Source organism: Micromonospora sp. NPDC005087, from assembly GCF_042872965.1.
Classification (GTDB): Bacteria; Actinomycetota; Actinomycetes; order Mycobacteriales; family Micromonosporaceae; genus Micromonospora.
In genome coordinates, this window is sequence record NZ_JBIALB010000002.1 from 435,405 (window position 1) to 454,356 (window position 18,952).

The following is an 18,952-nucleotide window of genomic DNA, read 5'->3' on the forward strand; positions in this document are numbered from 1 at the left end:
GTAACCAACGGGAGGAGTGACGCGTCCCGGAACGGGAATCCACGCAACGGTCGGCGGGACCGGTTCGCCGCTCGACCGCAACTCACGTCGACGGGGTGCACAACAAGATTTGCGTGAAACTGCGCGGGAAAGCGGGTATCAGCTCCCAATGCCGCAGCGTAGCCGTAGCTTGTGCAGTTCTTCACAACCAGTCCCACTGACTCGGAAGGCTGCCCGGTTTACGCTGAGCCCAATCCCAGGTTTCCACGAAGCGACGCATCGCGCCGCTGAGACTCGTGCATCCCATAGATCGGTCAGCGTCGACCACAAGGAGATGTGTCATGGTTGCTCCGGCTGTTGTGCGGGGTATCGATCAGGCCCCGACGTCCCATCCGAAACTGCTCGCCTGGGTCCGTGAGGTCGCGGAACTGACCACCCCCGACCGGGTCGTCTGGGTGGACGGGTCCGACGAGGAGTGGCGCCGCCTCACGGATGAGCTGGTCGAGGCCGGCACCCTGATCCGGCTGAACCCGGAGAAGAAGCCCAACTCGTTCTACGCGCGCACCGATCCCACGGACGTCGCCCGGGTCGAGGAGCGCACCTTCATCTGCTCCGTCGACGAGGCGGACGCCGGCCCCACCAACAACTGGATGGCGCCGGCCGAGATGAAGCGGACGATGAACGACCTGTACCGCGGTTCGATGCGCGGTCGCACCATGTACGTCATCCCGTTCGTCATGGGCCCGGTCGAGGCCGAGAGCCCGATGTTCGGCGTCGAGGTCACCGACAGCCCGTACGTGGTCGCCTCGATGCGGATCATGACCCGGATGGGTGCCAGGATCCTCGAGGCGATGGGTGACGACGCGGACTTCGTGCACGCGTTGCACTCGATCGGCGCCCCGCTCGCGCCGGGCCAGGAGGACGTCGCGTGGCCGTGCAACGAGACGAAGTACATCTCGCACTTCCCGGAGACCCGCGAGATCTGGTCGTACGGCTCCGGGTACGGCGGCAACTCGCTGCTCGGCAAGAAGTGCTACTCGCTGCGGATCGCCAGCGTGATGGGGCGCGACGACGGCTGGCTCGCCGAGCACATGCTGATCCTCAAGATCACCTCGCCCGAGGGGAAGGTCTACCACATCGCGGGGGCGTTCCCCTCCGCCTGCGGCAAGACCAACCTGGCCATGGTGGAGCCGACCATCCCGGGTTGGAAGGTCGAGACCATCGGCGATGACATCGCCTGGATGCGGTTCGGCGAGGACGGTCGCCTCTACGCGGTCAACCCGGAGTACGGCCTCTTCGGCGTCGCGCCGGGCACCGACTGGAAGACCAACGCCAACGCGATGCGGACGCTGGACCGGGGCAACTCCATCTTCACCAACGTGGGCCTCACCGACGATGGGGACATCTGGTGGGAGGGCATGGGCGAGCCTCCGGCGCACCTGATCGACTGGAAGGGCAACGACTGGACGCCGGACAGCGACCGCCTCTCCTCGCACGCGAACAGCCGGTTCTGCACCCCGATCACCCAGTGCCCGATCCTGGCCGAGGACTACTACAACCCCAACGGCGTGCCGATCGACGCCATCCTCTTCGGCGGCCGCCGCCGGGACACCATCCCGCTGGTGACCGAAGCTCGGGACTGGGTGCACGGCGTCTACATGGGTGCGACCCTCTCCTCGGAGACCACCGCCGCCGCGTCCGGCGCGGTCGGCGTGGTGCGTCGGGACCCGATGGCGATGCTGCCGTTCATCGGCTACCACGCCGGTGACTACTTCCGGCACTGGATCGAGATGGGCAAGGGCACCGACGGCGACGAGGCCAAGCTGCCCAAGATCTACTACGTCAACTGGTTCCGTAAGGACCCGGACGGCTCGTTCCTCTGGCCGGGCTTCGGCGAGAACTCCCGGGTGCTGAAGTGGGTCGTCGAGCGGATCGAGGGCCGGGCCGCGGCGGTGGAGACCCCGATCGGCATGGTTCCGGCCCCGGACGCGCTGGACGTCGAGGGCCTGGACATGACCCCGGAGGACGTCCGGATCGCGCTGAAGGTCGACCCGGACGAGTGGCGCAACGAGCTGCCGCTGGTCACCGAGTGGTTCGAGAAGTTCGGTGACAAGCTGCCCGGCGTGCTCTGGGCCGAGCTGGACGCGTTGCGGGCCCGACTGGACGCCGCGCAGCCGCAACGGTAGGTGTGAACATCGCCCCTGCCGGGCATCATCGGATCCCATGAGGACGGCCGCCGAGACCGAGGTCCGGCGGCCGTCCGCCGTCCGGGTGCTGACCATCCTGCTCGCGACGACCGCGGCGGCCACCGTCGTGGTCGAGCTGCTCAACTGGTGGTACGCCCCGGAGCCGGGCTTCGGGCTGGCGGTGCGCACCGGCTGGGCGATGCTGCGCTCGTTCGGTTTCCTGCTGCTGATCGGGCACGTCCGGCGGGGGCGTACGGCCGCCCGCCCGTTCGGGCTGATCCTCGCGGTCACCACGATCTTCGCCGTCGGCCGGCTGATCGTGCCCCGGCAGGGAGTGCCGCCACTGCCCGGGTTGCTCGGCTTCGCCGCGCTCACCGCGCTCTGCGCGGCGGTGGTCTGGCTGCTCTACCACTCGCCGGCGCTGACCGGGCACCTGGTCCGGCACCGGCCGCGACTGGTGATCGACCGGGCCGGCATCTCCTGGCGGGAGACGCCACGGCGCCGGCCGGAGGCCAGTGGCTGGCTGCTGACCAGTCGGGTGGCGGCGTTCACCTACAGCCCGCTGATGCTGGTGCCGGCGCTGGTGGCCGGAGGATCCATCCTGGACGATCGCCTGACCGCGGTGCCGGCCGTGCTGTTCTGGTTCGGCGCCGGGATCACGGCCAGCTACGCGGTGCTGTTCTGCACCGCGTTTCTGATGCGCGGCAAGCACTGGGCGCGCGGCCTGCTGGTCGTCGTCACGATGGCCGTACTCGCCGTGGACCTGCCGCTGTGCTGGTGGCTGTTGGGGCTGGACGGACTGATCCGGGACGGTGGCCCGCTGCTCGCTGCCGCGGCCCTGACGCTGTACGGGCTACGGCGCGCGGCTCGCGCGAAGGATGCCGCGGCCCCGGCCTGACCCCGCGTGGCGCGGCTCCGTTCGGGCCTGCCACGCCTCTCTGGTGCCCTGTCGAGCTGCCCCGGAAATGGGCCGCCGGGCACTTCGGCCGTTTGCGTGGCCCGCTCGCGGGCAGCTTCTCCGGGCACCTGTCGAGCTGCCCCAGAAATGGGCCGCCGGGCACTTCGGCCTTGCATGCCCCACAGGTGGGGCAGCTCTACAGGGCCTGGGACATGCACATACCCCGGGCTGCCGCGGCAGCGTGCGGCACGAGGGGGTGCCGGCCGGTTGGGGCGTTCTGGCCAGATCGGGCGCTTCGGTGTCGGTCGACCCGAGCCGGCAGGAGGCAGGATGGCGGGTGGCGTCGGTCACAGACCGGCGTCGGCGGCACGGGCGGATCGCCGGCGGGGCGGGACGGGCCGCGTCGCACCGGCCGGAGGGAGGCTCGCGGTGGGCGACGAGTTCGACGTGGTGGTGGTGGGAGCGGGGCCGGCCGGAGCGGCCGCCGCGCTGACGGCCCGCCGGGCCGGTGCCAGCGTGCTGCTGCTGGACCGGGCCGACTTTCCCCGGGACAAGGCGTGTGGCGACGGGATCGCCGCGCACTCGGTGGACGTTCTCGCCGAACTGGGGGTGGCCGAGGCGGTGGCGGGCTACGTGCCGCTGCCCGCGCTGCGCATGATCGCCCCGGGCGGGGGCGCGGTGGCGCGGGCGTTGCCCCGCCCGGCGTACACGGTGCCCCGGCAGGTCTTCGACGCGCGGTTGGTGGCGGCCGCGGTGGCCGCCGGCGCGCAGTTGCGCCGGCACACCGTCCGGCGGGTGGAGCCGCGCGCCAACCGGGTGGTGCTCGACGGGGAGTTGTCCGGCCGTGTGGTGGTGGGCGCGGACGGCGCCGGGTCGGTGGTGCGCCGGGCGCTCGGCCACCCGGTGAACCCCGACCGGCACCTGGCGCTGGCCATCCGGGGGTACGCGCCGGCGCTGCCCGGCCCGTCCGAGCAGCTCATCGTCACCTCGCAGGCTCACTGGCCGGCGTACGCCTGGTCGTTCCCGATCGGCGACGGACGGGCGAACGTCGGGTACGGGGAAGTGCTGCGCGGGGAGCCGCTGAGTCGGGCGTACCTGCTGGACCGGCTGGCCGCGCTGCTGCCCGGCACCGACCTCGCGACGGTGACCGCGCTGCGTGCCCACCACCTGCCGTTGTCCACCCACCGGCCGGCACCGGCGCAGGGCCGCACCCTGCTCGCCGGGGACGCGCTGTCGCTGATCAATCCGTTCACCGGGGAGGGCATCTTCTACGCGCTGCTCTCCGGTGCGCTGGCCGGGGCGGCAGCGGCCCGCGCACCCGAGGCCGCCGCCCGCCGCTACGCCGACGGACTCCGTCGCCGCCTCGGCACCCACCTGCGGCACAGCTCGGTGGCGGCCTGGTTGGCGCGGCGCCGGTGGGTGGTCGACGCGGCGGTCCGGGCGGCCCGTCGGGACGATCGGGTGTTCGACGACGTGGTCGAGCTGGGGCTGGGCGACGGGCGGCTCACCGCCCGTACCCTGGCCATGATCGGATTCGGGCTCTCCGGCGGGGATCGGCCTCCGAGGCGGTGATCCGCCCGGCGGGTCGCTACGCTGCTAGGTGATGACGCTGCGGAACCTTATCTACTCCGTGTACGAGCGCCGGCTCACGGCGAAGCTCGCGGGTAAGCCGGTGCCCCGGCACGTCGGGGTGATGTGCGACGGCAACCGTCGGTGGGCGAGGGAGATGGGCTTCGTCGACCCGAACGACGGGCACCGGGTCGGCGCCGCGAAGATCAAGCACGTCCTCGGCTGGTGTGACCAGGCCGGTATCGGGCACGTCACGCTCTACCTGCTGGCCACCGACAACCTGCGCCGGCCGGCCAGCGAGCTGGACCCGCTGCTCAAGATCATTGAGGATCTGGTGGTGGAGCTGGCCGAGGAGGGCAACCCCTGGCGGCTGCGCATCGTCGGGGCGCTCGACCTGCTGCCGGCACAGACCGCGGCGGCGCTCAAGGGCGCCGAGGAGCGCACCCGCGAGCGCAGCGGCGGCGCCGAGGTCAACATCGCGGTGGGCTACGGCGGCCGGCGGGAGATCACCGACGCGGTGCGCTCGCTGTTGCTGGAGCACGCCGCCTCCGGCGGCACCATCGAGGAGTTGGCCGAGGTGCTGGACGTCGAGCACATCGCCGAGCACCTCTACACCCGCGGCCAACCCGACCCCGACCTGGTCATCCGCACCAGCGGCGAGCAGCGGCTGTCCGGCTTCATGCTGTGGCAGTCCGCGCACTCGGAGTTCTACTTCTGCGAGCTCAACTGGCCGGATTTCCGGCACATCGACTTCCTGCGTGCGCTGCGCTCGTACGCCACTCGGCAACGTCGCTACGGCGCCTGACGTCAGGGCAGGTGGGTCAGCGCCCGGGTGAGGAAGTCGCCCAGGGCGGCCGGGGACTCGATGGTCAGATCGGCGGCGTTCGCCACCTCCTGGCCGGTCTCCGGGTTGGCCACCGCCACGCAGACGCCGAAGAAGTCCGGGTCGGCCGCGGCTCGGGCGCGCAGGGCGGCGAAGGCCTTGATGTCCGAGACGTCGTCGCCGAAGTACCAGGCGCCGGTGGCATCCCGGATCACCTCGCCGATCACCATGCCCTTGTCCCCGTCGACCGGCGGCTTGAGCTCCAGCACCATCCGCCCGGCCTGCACACGCAGCCCCAGACGGTCGGCCTGGGCCTGCCCCCACTGCTGCATGGTCGGGCCGAGCTGCGGCGCGGTACGCCAGTGCAGCGCGACGGAGAGCCGCTTGTACTCGACCAGCGTGCCGGGCGGCAGCTCCGCACGGGCCAGGTCGGCCAGCTCCGCCATGGTCGGCACCCAGGGCAGCGCAGTCGGCTCGGTGACCGTCTCTCCGCCGGAGTGGCTGTGCTCCAGCCCGTAGAGGCCGTACAGGTCCACGCCTGCGAGCCCGCCGAGATGGTCCCGGAGGAACTCCACCGGTCGGGCGGAGACGATCGCGACCCGCTGCACCACCGGGGCCAGTGCCTCGATCGCGGCCAGCGCCTTGGGAGCGGGGCGTACCGCGGTCGGATCGTCGTCGACGGGCGCGAGCGTGCCGTCGAAGTCGAAGAAGAGGACGGTCCCGGCGGCCCGGCCGGCGGTGATCCGCCAGGCCTGGTCGGCGTTCAACGGGGTCCTCGGCTGCTGATTGCCCAGATTCAACGGCGGCACGCGCGTCAGCGTACCCCGGCGAAGGAGGCTCATTCCTGGCCGAGCGGGCCCACTCGGCGGCGCGTGGTCAGCGTTCGGCGGCTCCTCGTCCGCGACGGCCGAACGGCACCACCGCCGCCTCCTGGCCGTGACTCAGCAGATAACCCTCCACGAACCCGGTGTTGCGATCGCCGGTGTGGTTCTCGATCTCGTTGAGCCGTGCCACCAGGAACTCGGTGAGTGCGCTGATCCGGTCGTTCAGCCGCTCGTGCAGCTCCGCCATGACGGCCAGGATGACCGCGGTGCCGGCGCTGATGAGCACGAGGAGGTTGACGAGCAGCGGAAGCTGCCCGCCGTTGACCACGAGGGTCACCGCGTTGCCGGTCGCCCACAGTGTCATCGACACCGTGGCGACCACGACTGCCAACCACTTCAGGGTCATGGACAGACGCCTCCTTCTGTCCCGCAGGGCTGGGTTCGGCCTTGTCCCGTCCCCCGCCGACGACGAGCCCAAGCAGTACGAATAGGGACGCTAGCGTGCCCGTTCCGGCCCCGGAGCCAAACGAATGAACCTGACCAGGCGTTCTTTCGCCATCTGAGGAACTAGCCGGCCTGATTCCCTCTTTTTCGGACGTCGACCGGCAGCGTCGGGCGATATGCGAGGTATCGAATGGTTTCGCGGATGTGGAACTTCTCCGCGTCCGACACGTTCGGATCGACCAGCCGCCGCAGCAGTGCCTCCACGTCCGGGTCCATCGGCGGTGCCGGTTGGCCGGCGCGCGGGCCCGCGGCGGTGCGGTCCCAGCCGAGGGCGGCGAAGGCCGCGGCGGGGTTCAGCCCCAGACCCTCGCAGAAGGCGACCACACGTTCGGCCTCCGGGTCGCTGGCCCAGTCGCCGCGGACCCACCGGTTGATGGTCTGCCGGGAGACGCCGGTGCGCCGGGACACCTCGGTGCCGCTCCAGGCCCGGGTCGCCCGGGCCTCGTCGAGCGCGCGCCGGACGAAGGTGGCGAAGGCGATCTTCCGCGCATTGGCCGTCTCGGTCACCCCGTGACGGTACGGCCAGTCGGTCGTCGGCGCGCGCCCGGGCGCGCCGTCGTCACGCGAACGTGACGGGTTCTTCGGATTTCCGGTAAACGATCCAGTGCCACTGTTGAGGGGTGTCACCCGGGCAGAATAGATGCCTTTAGGGGCGGCGGTAAACGGACGAAAAGCTGATACTGTCACGCCCATGGGACAATCTACGGTGTGTCACGTGCATGAGACGACTGGTGCTCACATGCGTCACGCCCCCGGCGCGAGGGGGGTGCGGTGACCGAGCTCGCCACCCGAGCCCAGGCCTTCGGGCTGATTGCCGAAGGGGTGGCCGCAGGGCTGACCGCTCCGTGGCGCCTCTACGTCGCCCGAGGCTGCCGCTACCTGTCGCTGAGCGTCGGCGACCGCACCGAGTGGAACGCCTGGCGTACCCATCTCGGTTGCCCGGAGCTGAGCGTGCGGGTCTACGACGCGGGCGGAGAGATCCGCCGCTCCTCCGTGGCCGAGGTCGTGCTGGACGGCTGCCGGATCAGCGTCGAGCTGGTCGAGGAGGTCAGCACCGACGACCTGGACCGGCTGCTCGTCGCGGATCCCACCGCGGTCGAGCCGGAGGAGCGATGACCGGGCGTCCGGGCCGGGCCGGGGCCGCCCGATGAGCCCGTTCCTGGCGGTCTTCCTCGTCCTGGTGCTCGGCGCCACCAGCTACGCGGCCGGCCGGCTGCACGGCCAGCTCAGCTACCGCATCGGCTACCGCTTCGGCTACCGGCAGGGCTACTTCGACGGTGACCGGGGCGCGTGGAACCGACGGCGGCGCGACGCCCAGGCGGCCATCGCCTCCGCCCTGTCGGTCTCCCCCGCGGGCGTCGTGCGCTCAGCGGGCACGGTCGCTCGCCCCGGTACCACCTACACCGGCTCGTCGTTCACGGCGCCGGCCGCCCCGATCACCGGGCGGCACCCGACCGGCACGCTCGTCCGACGGACCGGCTGAGGCCGGTCGGCGAGCCGCCGGGGGCGGTTCCGCCGACCGGCGCCACGAGCGCGGTGCGTCGTCCGCGGCGGACACGCACCGTCGGGGCCACGTCAGACCGGTGACGGTGGCCCCACCGGCCGGGATGCACGCAGGGGGCATGCATCCCGGCCGGTTCCGCCGCGCCCCGTCGGCGCCGGCCCGGCCGCCGCCGCGTCGGGCTGTGCGCGTTCACACGGCGGTCACCGGAGATCCACGATCGCCCTCTAGCCGGGACGGTCCGCCGCCGCTAGCGTCTAGGCATGGCACGGGGTTCTCCCGGGCCAGCCGGTCCGCCCGGATCTGCGACCTCGCGCATGGGGTTCCGCATCCGACCCCGTGTCCCCGGGCACCGGAGGAGGCGGAACACGGGTGGCGGGTGCCCATCCGTCGGAGCAGGCCTGTGACGACTCGCCGTTCGACCGCCGGTGCCGATCAGACCCCGGCCGCGACTGCCACGACCCGCCGCGCCAGCAGGGGCCGCCGTGCGGCGGGCGCCGCGCCGGCCGACCCCAAGGAGCCGCGACCAACCGGCCAGGCCTTCGTCCTGGACACCTCCGTGCTGCTGTCCGACCCGGCGGCCTTCCACCGCTTCGAGGAGCACGAGGTGGTCCTGCCCCTGGTGGTCATCACCGAACTGGAGGGCAAGCGGCACCATCCGGAGCTGGGTTGGTTCGCCCGGCAGTCGCTGCGGATGCTCGACGAACTGCGGATTAGGCACGGGCGACTCGACCACCCGGTGCCCGCCAACGACAACGGCGGCACGTTGCGGGTGGAGCTGAACCACACCGACGACGGGGTGCTGCCGCCCGGGTTCCGCACCGAGAGCAATGACGCCCGGATCCTCTCCGTGGCGCTCAACCTCGCCGCCGAGGGGCGGGAGGTCACCCTGGTCAGCAAGGACATGCCGCTGCGGGTCAAGGCCGCCTCGGTGGGCCTGCGGGCCGACGAGTACCGGCACGGCCAGGCCAGCGACCCGACCTGGACCGGCATGTCCGAGCTGGAGCTGGGCGAGGAGCAGATCGGTCGCCTGTACGCCGGCGAGACGCTCGACGTGGACGAGGCGGGTGGGCTGCCCTGCCACACCGGCCTGGTGCTGCACTCGGGGCGCGGCTCCGCGCTCGGCCGGGTGCTGCCGGACAAGTCGGTCCGGTTGGTCCGGGGTGATCGGGAGGCGTTCGGGCTGCACGGCCGCTCGGCGGAGCAGCGGATCGCCCTCGACCTGCTGCTGGACGAGTCGATCGGGATCGTCTCGCTGGGTGGACGGGCCGGCACCGGCAAGTCGGCGTTGGCGCTCTGCGCGGGCCTGGAGGCGGTGATGGAGCGCCGCCGGCACAAGAAGGTGATCGTGTTCCGCCCGTTGTACGCGGTCGGCGGCCAGGAACTGGGTTATCTGCCCGGGTCGGAGTCGGAGAAGATGTCGCCCTGGGCCCAGGCGGTCTTCGACACGCTCGGCGCGGTGGTGCACGAGAACGTGCTGGAGGAGGTGACCTCGCGGGGCATCCTCGAGGTGCTGCCGTTGACCCACATCCGTGGGCGCAGCCTGCACGACGCCTTCGTGATCGTGGACGAGGCCCAGTCGCTGGAGCGCGGCGTGCTGCTGACGGTGCTGTCCCGGATCGGGCAGGGCTCCCGGGTGGTGCTCACCCACGACGTGGCCCAGCGGGACAATCTGCGGGTCGGGCGGCACGACGGCGTGACCGCGGTCATCGAGGCGCTCAAGGGCCATCCGCTCTTCGCCCATGTCACGCTCAGCCGTTCGGAGCGGTCGCCGATTGCCGCCATGGTGACGGATCTGCTGGAGGACATCCCGCTCTGATGGTGCTTATGTAGGGATTCGTCTGCATTCTCAGTGTGACGCAGATCACGAACGAGTCGGTTGGTTTCCCATCGGTCTCACTGTGCGCGATGGTGTACAACGAGCGCCCACGCACCACAGGAATCGTTGATGATCGTTCGTCCCGAGATGGACGACATCGGCGAAGGCCGGTGCGGCGGCGCGACCGGCAACCGGTCGGGGCGCTCGCGGCACGGCTGACGGCCCTCGTGTGGCCGGCGCCGCGCCCCGTCCTTGCCCCCGACGAAGGGACCACTTCGTGAGTCGGCTGTGGAGCCGGTTGGGCGCCCGTACGGCTGCTGTCGCACTGCTCTCCGTGGGCGTTGCCGGTGGCTTCTACCTGGGCGAAGACCGCGAAACCCAGCAACAGGGCCTGACCGCGCAGGTCGGCCTTGAGGTCGACCGCGCCGATTTCGCCTACCAGCGCGAGCGCCAGGCCGCCCACCGGGTGAAGTTCGCCAAGCAGCGGGCCGCCGAGTACGAGGCCAAGCTGCGGGCGGCCCAGGCCGCCAAGGAGGCCGCCGAGCGGGCCCGCAAGGCCAAGGCCGCCGCGGCGTCGCGCAAGGCGGCCGAGCGGAGGGCGGCGGAGCAGCCCAAGCCGTACGACGGGCCGATCCCGGCGTCCTGCGCCGAGTACAGCGGCAACCGCAAGGTCGGCTGCGCCATGATGATCGAGGCGGGTTTCGGCATCGCCGAGTTCCCGTGCCTGGAGAAGCTCTGGACCAAGGAGAGCGGCTGGAACCACAAGGCCAGCAACTCCGGGTCCGGTGCTTACGGAATTCCGCAGGCCCTGCCGGGCAGCAAGATGGGTACGGTCGCCGACGACTGGCGGACGAACCCGGCCACCCAGATCAAGTGGGGCCTGGGCTACATCAAGGGCAGGTACGACACGCCCTGCGGGGCCTGGGGTTTCTTCCAGAGCAACGGCCACTACTGACGGTGTCGATGGCGGGGCGGGTGGGCGACCATCCGCCCCGCCGTCGTCCGTACCGGGCCGGCGCGGACGGGACGCGAGTGGCGGCCGGCCCCATTTGCTGATAGCAGTTGGGGGTGACCCTGCACCCTGGAAGCGGCGACCCCCACCGGTTCGGCACCGAGGCGTTCTACGCCGCGCTCGGCCGGGCCTTCGTCGCGATGTGCGCGGTGGTCCCGTTCCTCTTCCTCATCGAGGCCGTCGACCAGGGGCTGGAGTTCGGCCTGGACGCCACCGCCGGCATCATTCCGAAGCGTATCGACGGGCTGGACGGGGTCTTCTTCTCGCCGTTCCTGCACCATGGCTTCGACCACCTCTACAGCAACAGCATCCCGCTGATCCTGCTGGGCACCTTCGTGCTGGCCGCCGGCGCCCGGCGGTTCCTCTGGTCGACCCTGATCATCATCCTGGTCAGTGGGCTCGGCGTCTGGTTCACCGGCTCGCCCAACTCGGTGGTGGTCGGTGCCAGCGGCGTGATCTTCGGATACCTGGGCATCCTGCTCACCCGGGGCATCTTCGAGCGCAGTTGGTGGAACTTCGCCGTCTTCCTGCTGGTTGGTCTGCTCTACGGCTGGCAGCTGGTCGGCATCCTCCCCACCGACGAGCGGATCTCCTGGCAGGGCCACCTGTTCGGGCTGCTGGGCGGGGTGGTGGCCGCGATCCTGTTCCGTCGTCGCCGGCCGGTCGTCGGCGGCTCGGACTACACGGGGTCCACGCTCAGCCTGCCCTGACCGGTTCCCTCGGCGCGCCTCTGGGACGTGCTTGCCGGACCGCCGCCACCCGCCTACCGTCGTGATCAGCAAGCGTTGATCCGTGAGCGGAAAGCGACGGTACGCCATGCGCGAGGTCGATGTCGCCGTGATCGGGGCCGGTCCGGCCGGCCTCTTCGCCGCGTACTACGCCGGGTTCCGAGGGCTGTCGGTGGCGGTGATCGACGCGCTGCCGGAGCCGGGCGGTCAGGTCACCGCGATGTACCCGGAGAAGCTGATCCTCGACGTGGCCGGTTTCCCCGCCGTCAAGGGCCGCGACCTGGTCGCCAACCTGGTGGCTCAGGCCGCCCCGTTCGGCCCGCACTACCTGCTCGGCACCCGGGCCGAGAAGCTGTCGTACGCCGAGGAGCGGCCGGTGCTCGGGCTGGCCGGTGGCGAGCAGCTCGGCTGCGGCGCGGTCGTGATCACCGGCGGCCTGGGCAGCTTCAGCCCTCGGCCGCTGCCCTGCGCCGACAGCGCGCCAGGCGCCGGCATCGTCTACTTCGTACCGGAGCCGGCCGAGTTGGCCGACCGGGACGTGCTGATCGTCGGTGGCGGAGACTCCGCGTTCGACTGGGCGTTGACGCTGCAACCGCTGGCCCGCTCGGTGACCCTGGTGCACCGGCGGGAGAAGTTCCGGGCGCACGCCTCCACGGTCGCCCGGGTGCTGTCGCTGCCGGTGCGGGTGGTGGTCAACGCCGAGGTGACTCGGCTGTTCGGGGAGGCCACGGTGACCGGCGCCGAGGTGACCGTGCGCGGTGGCGCGACCGAGACGCTGCCGGTGGACACGGTGGTGGCCGCGCTCGGCTTCACCGCCGACCTGGGCCCGCTCGCCGAGTGGGGGCTGCGGCTGGACCGCCGGCACATCCTGGTGGACAGCGCCATGGCGACGAACCTGCCCCGGGTCTACGCGGCCGGTGACATCACCGAGTACGCGGGCAAGGTCCGGCTGATCGCGACCGGCTTCGGCGAGGCCGCGACGGCGGTCAACAACGCCGCGGTGGCCATCGACCCGAGCGCCCACCTGTTCCCTGGGCACTCGTCCGACGCCGGCTGACCGCGGTGCCGGCCGCGGACCGGTTCGCGTCGGTGGCGGTCACTGCGGGCGGGGCAGACCGATCAGGTCGGCCAGCAGCCCGACCTGGTGGTCGAAGTACGCGTCCCGGTGCGCGACGGTCCGGTTGAGCCGGCCGAACAGCTCGAAGCTGATCAGCCCGAAGAGCTGGGTCCAGCCGGCCATGCCCCGGGCCAGCAGGGCGGGGGGCATTCCGGGGAAGAACGTGTCGGCCAGTTCGGTCAGGTCGTCGTGCAGCGGCGCCGGCAGCTCACCGGCGGGCGGCGGGCTGAGCAGCCCCGCGTCCAGCCCTTCCCGGAGCAGGCCGACCAGGGTCAGTGGGGGGCGCTGGGCCGGGCCGACAGTGTCGTCCGGGGCGGCGTACCCGGGGACCGGGCTGCCGTAGAGCAGCGCGTATTCGGCGGGGTGAGCCAGCGCCCAGTCCCGGGCCGCCCGGCAGGCCGCCTGCCAGCGGGCGCGGAGGTCGAGTCGGTCGGGCACGGCCTCGGCCGCCTCCACCGCGTCGCCGAGTGCGTCGTACGCCTCGATGATCAGCGCGGTGAGCAGGTCGTCCCGGCTCGGGAAGTAGCGGTAGATGGCGGACGAGACCATGCCCATGTCCCGGGCCACGGCGCGCAATGAGAGGTTCGCGCCGTCGGTGGCGAGGTGCCGGCGGGCGACCGCCTTGATCTCGCCGAGCATCTCGGCGCGGACCCGGGCGCGGATCGAGGAAGCGGGCATGGGGCCAGTCTGCCACGGTTTGGAGCACCAATCAAAAAAGAGAGCACTGCTCTTGACTATTGCCACGGTGGCAGGCCATGCTGGACGAGCAACCGAGAGCACCGCTCTCGCTTCATATCCCCGCTCGGAGGAGTTCCCATGGCACTGCACGTGATCGTCGGCACCGGCCCGGTCGGCACCGCGACCGCCCTTCTTCTCGCCGAACGAGGTGAACGGGTCCGGGTGATCAGCCGCCGAGGCGCCGGGCCGGAGCACCCCGCCATCGAACGGATCGCCGCCGACGCCGCCGACGCCGACCGGCTCAGCGTGCTGACCGACGGCGCGCAGGCGCTGTACAACTGCGCGAACCCGGCCTACCACCGCTGGCCCATCGACTGGCCGCCGCTGGCCGGCGCGCTGCTCGCCGCCGCCGAGCGGACCGGCGCGGTGCTCGCGACGGTCGGCAACCTCTACGGGTACGGACCCGTCGACGGCCCGATGACCGAGCAGACCCCGCCGAACGCGACCGGCACCAAGGGTCGGGTACGCAACCAGATGTGGGCCGACGCGCTCGCCGCCCACCGGGCCGGCCGGGTCCGGGCCACCGAGGTGCGCGGATCGGACTACATCGGCGTCGGCGGCACCTCGCTGGCGATGATGGTGCTACCCCGGGTGCTCGCCGAGCAGCGGGTCTTCCTGCCCGTCAACTGGGACGCCCCGCACACCTGGACGTACATCGCCGACGTCGCCCGTACCCTCGTCGCGGCAGCCGCCGAGGAGCGGGCCTGGGGGCGGGCCTGGCACGTGCCCAGCGCGCCGGCCGCGCCGATGCGCGAGCTGGCCACCCGGGCGGCGGCGCTGGCCGGCACGCCCACGCCGAAGCTGATCCGGATGCCCTACCCGGTGCTGTGGCTGGGCGGCCTGACCAACCCGTTCATCCGTGAGCTGCGGGAGACCGCCTACCAGTTCGACCGCCCGTTCCTGATGGACTCGACCGCCACCACCGCCACCCTCGGCGTCGAGCCGACCCCCCTGGACCGCGCCCTGAAGGAGATCGTCGAGGCCCTGCACGGCTGAACCCGCACGTCACCTGCCGCGAGACCGGTCCCGCTCAGCGGCGGGCGGGCCGGGCCGTGCGAGCGCGGCGATCAGCACGGCCACCATGGTCAGCGCGGCCCCGAGCAGGGTGTTCGGGCCCGGGTGCGACGCCGCGGTGGGCAGCAGCAGGTCCAACAGGACGGCCCCCACGATCTGGCCGGCGATGGTGGCCAGGCCGAGCAGCAGCACACCGGTGAAGCGCACGATCGCCGCGGCGATCGCGATGAACACGATGCCGATCGGGCCACCCAGGTAGAGCCACGGTTCGGTCGGCAGGTGGCCGATCGGCCAGCCGCGTACGGCGATGTCGACCGCGAACGCGACGAGCAGGGCGATCGTGCCCACGGTGAAGTTGACCAGGGTTGCGGTCAGGGCGCTGTCGGCCGCGGCCCGGACCCGGCCGTTGACCGCCTGCTGCCACGCGATGCCCACCCCGGCGAGCAGCGGCAGCAGGGCCAGCGCCAGCGCGCCCGGGTCACCGAACCGGTCGCCGACCGCCAGGCCGACCGCCAGCACGGTGAGCACCGCACCGGCCAGCCGCTGCCGGGTGACCGGCTGCCGGCCGGTCGGCCCGATTCCCGCCCGGTCCACCGCGAGACTGCTGCCGGTCTGCCCGGCGACCACCGCCACGGTGAAGACCGCCACGCCCAACGAGCCGATGGTCAGCCCCTGGGTGGCCACCAGGAACGCCCCGCACACCCCGCCGAGGCACTGCCAGGGCCGGAGCGTGCCCGCCGCGAGGGCCGACCGCACCGCGACCAGCCCCCGCCGACCGCCCGGGGTGGCGGGCACCAGCACCAGCAGCACCAGCAGGCCGACGCCGAACGAGACCACCGCGGCGGCGAAGCCGTCGGCCAGGCGTACCCCCATCTCGCCGTTGATCCGAGACTGCACCGCCACCGCGAGCCCGGAGACCGACGCCAGCGCGACACCGGTGATCCGGCGGGTGGCTGACAGGGTCTGTGGCGTCGCCGTGCCGGTGACACTCACTCCTGCTCGGCCAGTGGACGACCGTCGAAGTCGACCGCGGAGTAGAGCGCCAGCTTCTCCAGCCGGTGGTACGAGTCGATCACGCGGATGGTGCCGCTCTTCGACCGCATCACGATCGACTGGGTGTACGCGCCGCCGGCCCGGTAGCGCACCCCGCGCAGCAGATCCCCGGAGGTGACACCGGTCGCCACGAAGAAGCAGTTGTCCCCGGTGACCAGGTCGTCGGTGCCCAGCACCCGGTCCAGGTCGTGCCCCGCGGCGAGCGCCTTCTCCCGCTCCTCGTCGTCGCGCGGCCAGAGCTTGGCCTGCATCGCCCCGCCCATGCACTTCAGCGCGCAGGCGGAGATGATGCCCTCGGGGGTGCCACCGATGCCCATCAGCACGTCGACGTCCGACTCGCCCCGGGCCGCCGCGATGGAACCGGCGATGTCCCCGTCGGAGATGAACCGGATACCCGCTCCGGCGCGGCGGATCTGCGCGACCAGGTCGTCGTGGCGGCTGCGGTCCAGCACACAGACCGTCACCTCCGAGACGTCGGTGCCCTTGACCTTGGCGATCCGGCGCAGGTTGTCGGCCACCCCGGCGTTGATGTCGATCACGTCGGCGTACGCCGGCCCGACGGCGAGCTTCTCCATGTAGAAGACGGCGCTCGGGTCGAACATCGCGCCGCGCTCGGAGACGGCGAGCACCGCCAGCGCGTTCGGCATGCCCTTGCTCATCAGCGTGGTGCCGTCCACGGGGTCGACCGCGACGTCCACCTCCGGTCCGGTGCCGTCGCCGACCTGTTCGCCGTTGAAGAGCATCGGGGCGTTGTCCTTCTCGCCCTCGCCGATCACCACGACGCCGCGCATCTGGATCGAGTTGATCAGCTTGCGCATGGCGTCGACGGCGGCCCCGTCGCCGCCCTCCTTGTCGCCCCGGCCGACCCAACGGCCAGCGGCCATCGCCGCGGCCTCGGTGACCCGGACCAGGTCGAGGGCAAGGTTACGGTCGAGATCCTGTGGGATCCGCGTCCTGGTGTTCGTCATGACGGCTGCTCCTCCTCGCGACGGTGCGGGGTGGACCGACGGCGGGACGCCTCCCGCTGCCGGCTTTGTCGCTGATCCTCACACGATGGCTGACCCGGCGTCGGCGCGGGGCGGTGATGGGCCGGATACCGCCGGTCGGGCGGCTGCGAAGATAGGAGGGTGGAACCCGCACAGCCAGCCGACCGCGTACCCGACGACCCCACGCCGCCCGGCGGCCAGCCGCCGGCGGACGTCCCCGCCGGTTCCGGTGCTGAGCAGGCCGAGACCGACCGGACGACGCCGCCGGCCGACGAGCCGGCCCTGGTCGCGTCGGGCCCGGCCGCCGGCGAGCGGCCCGCGCCGCCGCCGCCGACGGGATCCGTGAAATCCGAGCGGTCGCCGAAGGACATGGCGATCTCGCTGCTGGTGCTGCTGATCCCGATCGCGCTGCTGTTGGCCTTCTACCGGGGATTCCTCGGCGGCGACGAGCCCACCACGGTCGACCCGGCGCCGGCGATCGAACAGGCCCAGTCGGCGAACGCCTTCCCGGTGAACCAGCCGCAGGGGCTCAGCTCCGGCTGGCGCACGGTCAGCGCCCGCTTCCAGACCGTCGAGGACGGCGCGAATCTGCGCATCGGGTACCTCACCCCGGAGGGGCGGGGCGTCCAGCTGGTGCAGAGCAGCGTGCCGGCGGAGCGGCTGCTCCCCGCCGAGCTGACCGACCAGGGCCAGCCGCAGGGCCCGACGGAGCTGGCCGGACGCACCTGGCAGCGCTACACCGCACGGGGCAACCAGCAGGCGCTGGTGCTGCTGGAGCCGGCCCGGACGGTGCTGGTCATCGGAGACGCCCGGGACAACGAACTCCGCCAACTCGCCGGCTCGTTGCGTTGACGGGCGGGGTGGCCTCGTGCCGCCCCGGTCCCACCGGCGCCGTCCTCCACCGGGCAACCGGACAGAAAGGGTGATTGTCCGACGGGTCGACAGGGAACAGAGAGGGAGTGATCCGGGCGCGCGCACGGCCCGGGTCGCGCGGCGCAGCCGAGGGTGCTGCTGCGTCGCCCGGTTTCCGGCGCCGTCCTGGTCGTCGGGTGACCCCCTTGGGAGACACATATGACTGTTCGACGACTCAGTGCCGGCCTGGTGGCCGCCGCCCTGTTCACGCCCGGCCTGGCCGCCTGCAACAGCAGTGGGACCTCTAGCGCCGGATCGACCGCGTCCCCGACGGTGAGCGCGTCCGGCGTGCCGAGCCCGCCCGGCTCGCCCGTGGCGGGCGACGCCAAGCAGGCCCTGCTCGACTCCACCCGGGAGATCAGCAACGGAAACTTCCGCTTCACCCTCGCCGGCGTCGGCTCCACCGCCGAGGGCCAGGTGCACCAGCCGAGCCAGAGCGCGTCCATGAAGATCGCGCTTGGCGGTCCCTCGTCCGACCTGGCCATGAAGCTCGACGTGATCCACTTCAAGCCGGACAGCTGGGTGAAGCTGGAGCTGACCGGCGCCACCGCCGACAGCCTGCCCGCCATCAAGCGGCTCAACCTCGGCAAGTACCAGCACCTGGACCAGACCCGCATCAAGGGCAACCGGAGCCTCGGCTTCGACTTCGAGAAGGTCGACCCGGCCGGCAGCGCCGTGCTGACCCAGGGCATCACCGAGGTCCGCAGCACCGGCACCGGCACGTACGCCGGCACCATCGACGTCAGCAGGGCGGCCGAGGCCGGCTCGCTGAACGCCGCCACGATCGCCGCGTTGGGCACGCAGGCGAAGACGGTTCCGTTCACCGCGAAGGTGGATCCGCAGGGCCGGCTCAGTGAGCTGGTGCTGCAACTCCCGGCCGCCGGGCAGACCGCGGCGCAGGAGATCCGGATGACGTACTCCGACTACGGTGCCGCCACCGCCGCGCAGAAGCCGCCGGCGAACCAGGTCGTCGAGGCGCCGGCCGAGCTGTACAGCCTGTTCAACTGACGGTCGTACGCGGGTGGGGCGGCTCCGGTCGCCCCACCGGCGGTCAGGAGGCGGACTCCTGCCGGGCCGCTTCGATCCGCGCCCGGGCGCCGTCCAACCACCGCTGGCAGATCACCGCCAGCGCCTCGCCGCGCTCCCAGAGCGCCAGCGACTCCTCCAGGGACGTGCCGCCGGCCTCCAGCCGCTCCACCACCGAGGCCAGCTCGGCACGGGCCTGCTCGTAGCTGAGCCGCTCGTCCGGCCCGGCTTTCGTGTCGTCAGTCATCGCGTCCATCTCAGCA

Annotated in this window: 20 protein-coding genes; 13 read left to right on the top strand and 7 right to left on the bottom strand. The window is 72.0% G+C overall.

Going from position 1 to position 18,952, the window contains the following annotated elements; all coding sequences use genetic code 11:
• Positions 1-320 precede the first annotated feature (320 nt).
• From ACFYPS_RS07105 to ACFYPS_RS07120, 4 genes are all read left to right on the top strand, one after another.
• Entirely contained in the window at positions 321-2,165 is a 1,845-nt protein-coding gene (locus ACFYPS_RS07105; protein WP_387323264.1) for a phosphoenolpyruvate carboxykinase (GTP), read from the top strand.
• A gap of 37 nt (positions 2,166-2,202) precedes the next feature.
• A complete protein-coding gene (locus tag ACFYPS_RS07110) occupies positions 2,203-3,063 on the top strand; it encodes a hypothetical protein (RefSeq protein ID WP_354962672.1) in 861 nt (286 codons plus the stop codon).
• A 330-nt stretch (positions 3,064-3,393) separates the two neighbouring features.
• Positions 3,394-4,635 carry an NAD(P)/FAD-dependent oxidoreductase gene (locus tag ACFYPS_RS07115; RefSeq protein WP_387323266.1) on the top strand — a complete coding sequence of 414 codons (1,242 nt, stop codon included), beginning with the start codon at positions 3,394-3,396 and terminating at the stop codon, positions 4,633-4,635.
• A gap of 31 nt (positions 4,636-4,666) precedes the next feature.
• Positions 4,667-5,437 carry an isoprenyl transferase gene (locus ACFYPS_RS07120; protein WP_089017723.1) on the top strand — a complete coding sequence of 257 codons (771 nt, stop codon included), beginning with the start codon at positions 4,667-4,669 and terminating at the stop codon, positions 5,435-5,437.
• A 2-nt stretch (positions 5,438-5,439) separates the two neighbouring features.
• Here ACFYPS_RS07120 and otsB read toward each other — a convergent pair whose 3' ends face one another.
• The 3 genes from otsB to ACFYPS_RS07135 all read right to left on the bottom strand — a co-directional run bounded on the left by otsB (position 5,440) and on the right by ACFYPS_RS07135 (position 7,290).
• Positions 5,440-6,264, bottom strand: a complete 825-nt coding sequence (gene otsB, locus ACFYPS_RS07125; protein ID WP_354962674.1) for a trehalose-phosphatase — start codon at positions 6,262-6,264, stop codon at positions 5,440-5,442.
• A 67-nt stretch (positions 6,265-6,331) separates the two neighbouring features.
• The gene (locus ACFYPS_RS07130; RefSeq protein ID WP_354962675.1) at positions 6,332-6,685 is read right to left on the bottom strand and encodes a hypothetical protein; all 354 of its coding nucleotides are present in this window, start codon (positions 6,683-6,685) and stop codon (positions 6,332-6,334) included.
• Positions 6,686-6,846: 161 nt separating this feature from the next.
• A complete protein-coding gene (locus ACFYPS_RS07135) occupies positions 6,847-7,290 on the bottom strand; it encodes an XRE family transcriptional regulator (protein ID WP_089021730.1) in 444 nt (147 codons plus the stop codon).
• A 264-nt stretch (positions 7,291-7,554) separates the two neighbouring features.
• Between ACFYPS_RS07135 and ACFYPS_RS07140 the strand changes: the two genes are divergently transcribed.
• From ACFYPS_RS07140 to ACFYPS_RS07165, 6 genes are all read left to right on the top strand, one after another.
• Positions 7,555-7,899, top strand: coding sequence for a hypothetical protein (locus ACFYPS_RS07140; RefSeq protein WP_354962676.1), 345 nt, complete (start codon positions 7,555-7,557; stop codon positions 7,897-7,899).
• Positions 7,900-7,930: 31 nt separating this feature from the next.
• Positions 7,931-8,266 carry a hypothetical protein gene (locus ACFYPS_RS07145; protein WP_074316807.1) on the top strand — a complete coding sequence of 112 codons (336 nt, stop codon included), beginning with the start codon at positions 7,931-7,933 and terminating at the stop codon, positions 8,264-8,266.
• A gap of 421 nt (positions 8,267-8,687) precedes the next feature.
• Positions 8,688-10,103, top strand: a complete 1,416-nt coding sequence (locus ACFYPS_RS07150) for a PhoH family protein (protein WP_354962677.1) — start codon at positions 8,688-8,690, stop codon at positions 10,101-10,103.
• Between the two features lie 277 nt (positions 10,104-10,380).
• Positions 10,381-11,058 (top strand): transglycosylase SLT domain-containing protein, encoded by a 678-nt coding sequence (locus tag ACFYPS_RS07155; protein ID WP_354962678.1) that lies wholly within the window; start codon positions 10,381-10,383, stop codon positions 11,056-11,058.
• Between the two features lie 113 nt (positions 11,059-11,171).
• Positions 11,172-11,825 (top strand): rhomboid family intramembrane serine protease, encoded by a 654-nt coding sequence (locus tag ACFYPS_RS07160; RefSeq protein ID WP_089017719.1) that lies wholly within the window; start codon positions 11,172-11,174, stop codon positions 11,823-11,825.
• Between the two features lie 106 nt (positions 11,826-11,931).
• On the top strand, positions 11,932-12,900 hold the full coding sequence (locus ACFYPS_RS07165) for an NAD(P)/FAD-dependent oxidoreductase (RefSeq protein WP_354962942.1): 969 nt from the start codon (positions 11,932-11,934) through the stop codon (positions 12,898-12,900).
• Positions 12,901-12,939: 39 nt separating this feature from the next.
• Here ACFYPS_RS07165 and ACFYPS_RS07170 read toward each other — a convergent pair whose 3' ends face one another.
• Positions 12,940-13,638, bottom strand: coding sequence for a TetR/AcrR family transcriptional regulator (locus tag ACFYPS_RS07170; RefSeq protein WP_354962679.1), 699 nt, complete (start codon positions 13,636-13,638; stop codon positions 12,940-12,942).
• A gap of 138 nt (positions 13,639-13,776) precedes the next feature.
• On the opposite strand from ACFYPS_RS07170, the gene ACFYPS_RS07175 reads away from it, so the two are divergent.
• Positions 13,777-14,694 carry an NAD-dependent epimerase/dehydratase family protein gene (locus tag ACFYPS_RS07175; protein ID WP_354962680.1) on the top strand — a complete coding sequence of 306 codons (918 nt, stop codon included), beginning with the start codon at positions 13,777-13,779 and terminating at the stop codon, positions 14,692-14,694.
• Between the two features lie 9 nt (positions 14,695-14,703).
• On the opposite strand, the gene ACFYPS_RS07180 is transcribed toward ACFYPS_RS07175, so the two are convergent.
• Positions 14,704-15,705, bottom strand: coding sequence for a DMT family transporter (locus tag ACFYPS_RS07180; RefSeq protein ID WP_354962681.1), 1,002 nt, complete (start codon positions 15,703-15,705; stop codon positions 14,704-14,706).
• Positions 15,702-16,733 (bottom strand): class II fructose-bisphosphatase, encoded by a 1,032-nt coding sequence (glpX, locus tag ACFYPS_RS07185; protein ID WP_354962682.1) that lies wholly within the window; start codon positions 16,731-16,733, stop codon positions 15,702-15,704. Before glpX ends, ACFYPS_RS07180 begins: the two co-directional genes overlap by 4 nt.
• 159 nt (positions 16,734-16,892) lie before the next feature.
• Here glpX and ACFYPS_RS07190 point away from each other — a divergent pair, with 159 nt between their 5' ends.
• Positions 16,893-17,603, top strand: coding sequence for a DUF4245 family protein (locus ACFYPS_RS07190; protein ID WP_354962683.1), 711 nt, complete (start codon positions 16,893-16,895; stop codon positions 17,601-17,603).
• A gap of 219 nt (positions 17,604-17,822) precedes the next feature.
• Positions 17,823-18,671 carry a hypothetical protein gene (locus ACFYPS_RS07195; protein WP_354962684.1) on the top strand — a complete coding sequence of 283 codons (849 nt, stop codon included), beginning with the start codon at positions 17,823-17,825 and terminating at the stop codon, positions 18,669-18,671.
• Between the two features lie 43 nt (positions 18,672-18,714).
• Here ACFYPS_RS07195 and ACFYPS_RS07200 read toward each other — a convergent pair whose 3' ends face one another.
• Positions 18,715-18,936 carry an exodeoxyribonuclease VII small subunit gene (locus ACFYPS_RS07200; RefSeq protein ID WP_354962685.1) on the bottom strand — a complete coding sequence of 74 codons (222 nt, stop codon included), beginning with the start codon at positions 18,934-18,936 and terminating at the stop codon, positions 18,715-18,717.
• Positions 18,937-18,952: the final 16 nt, after the last annotated feature.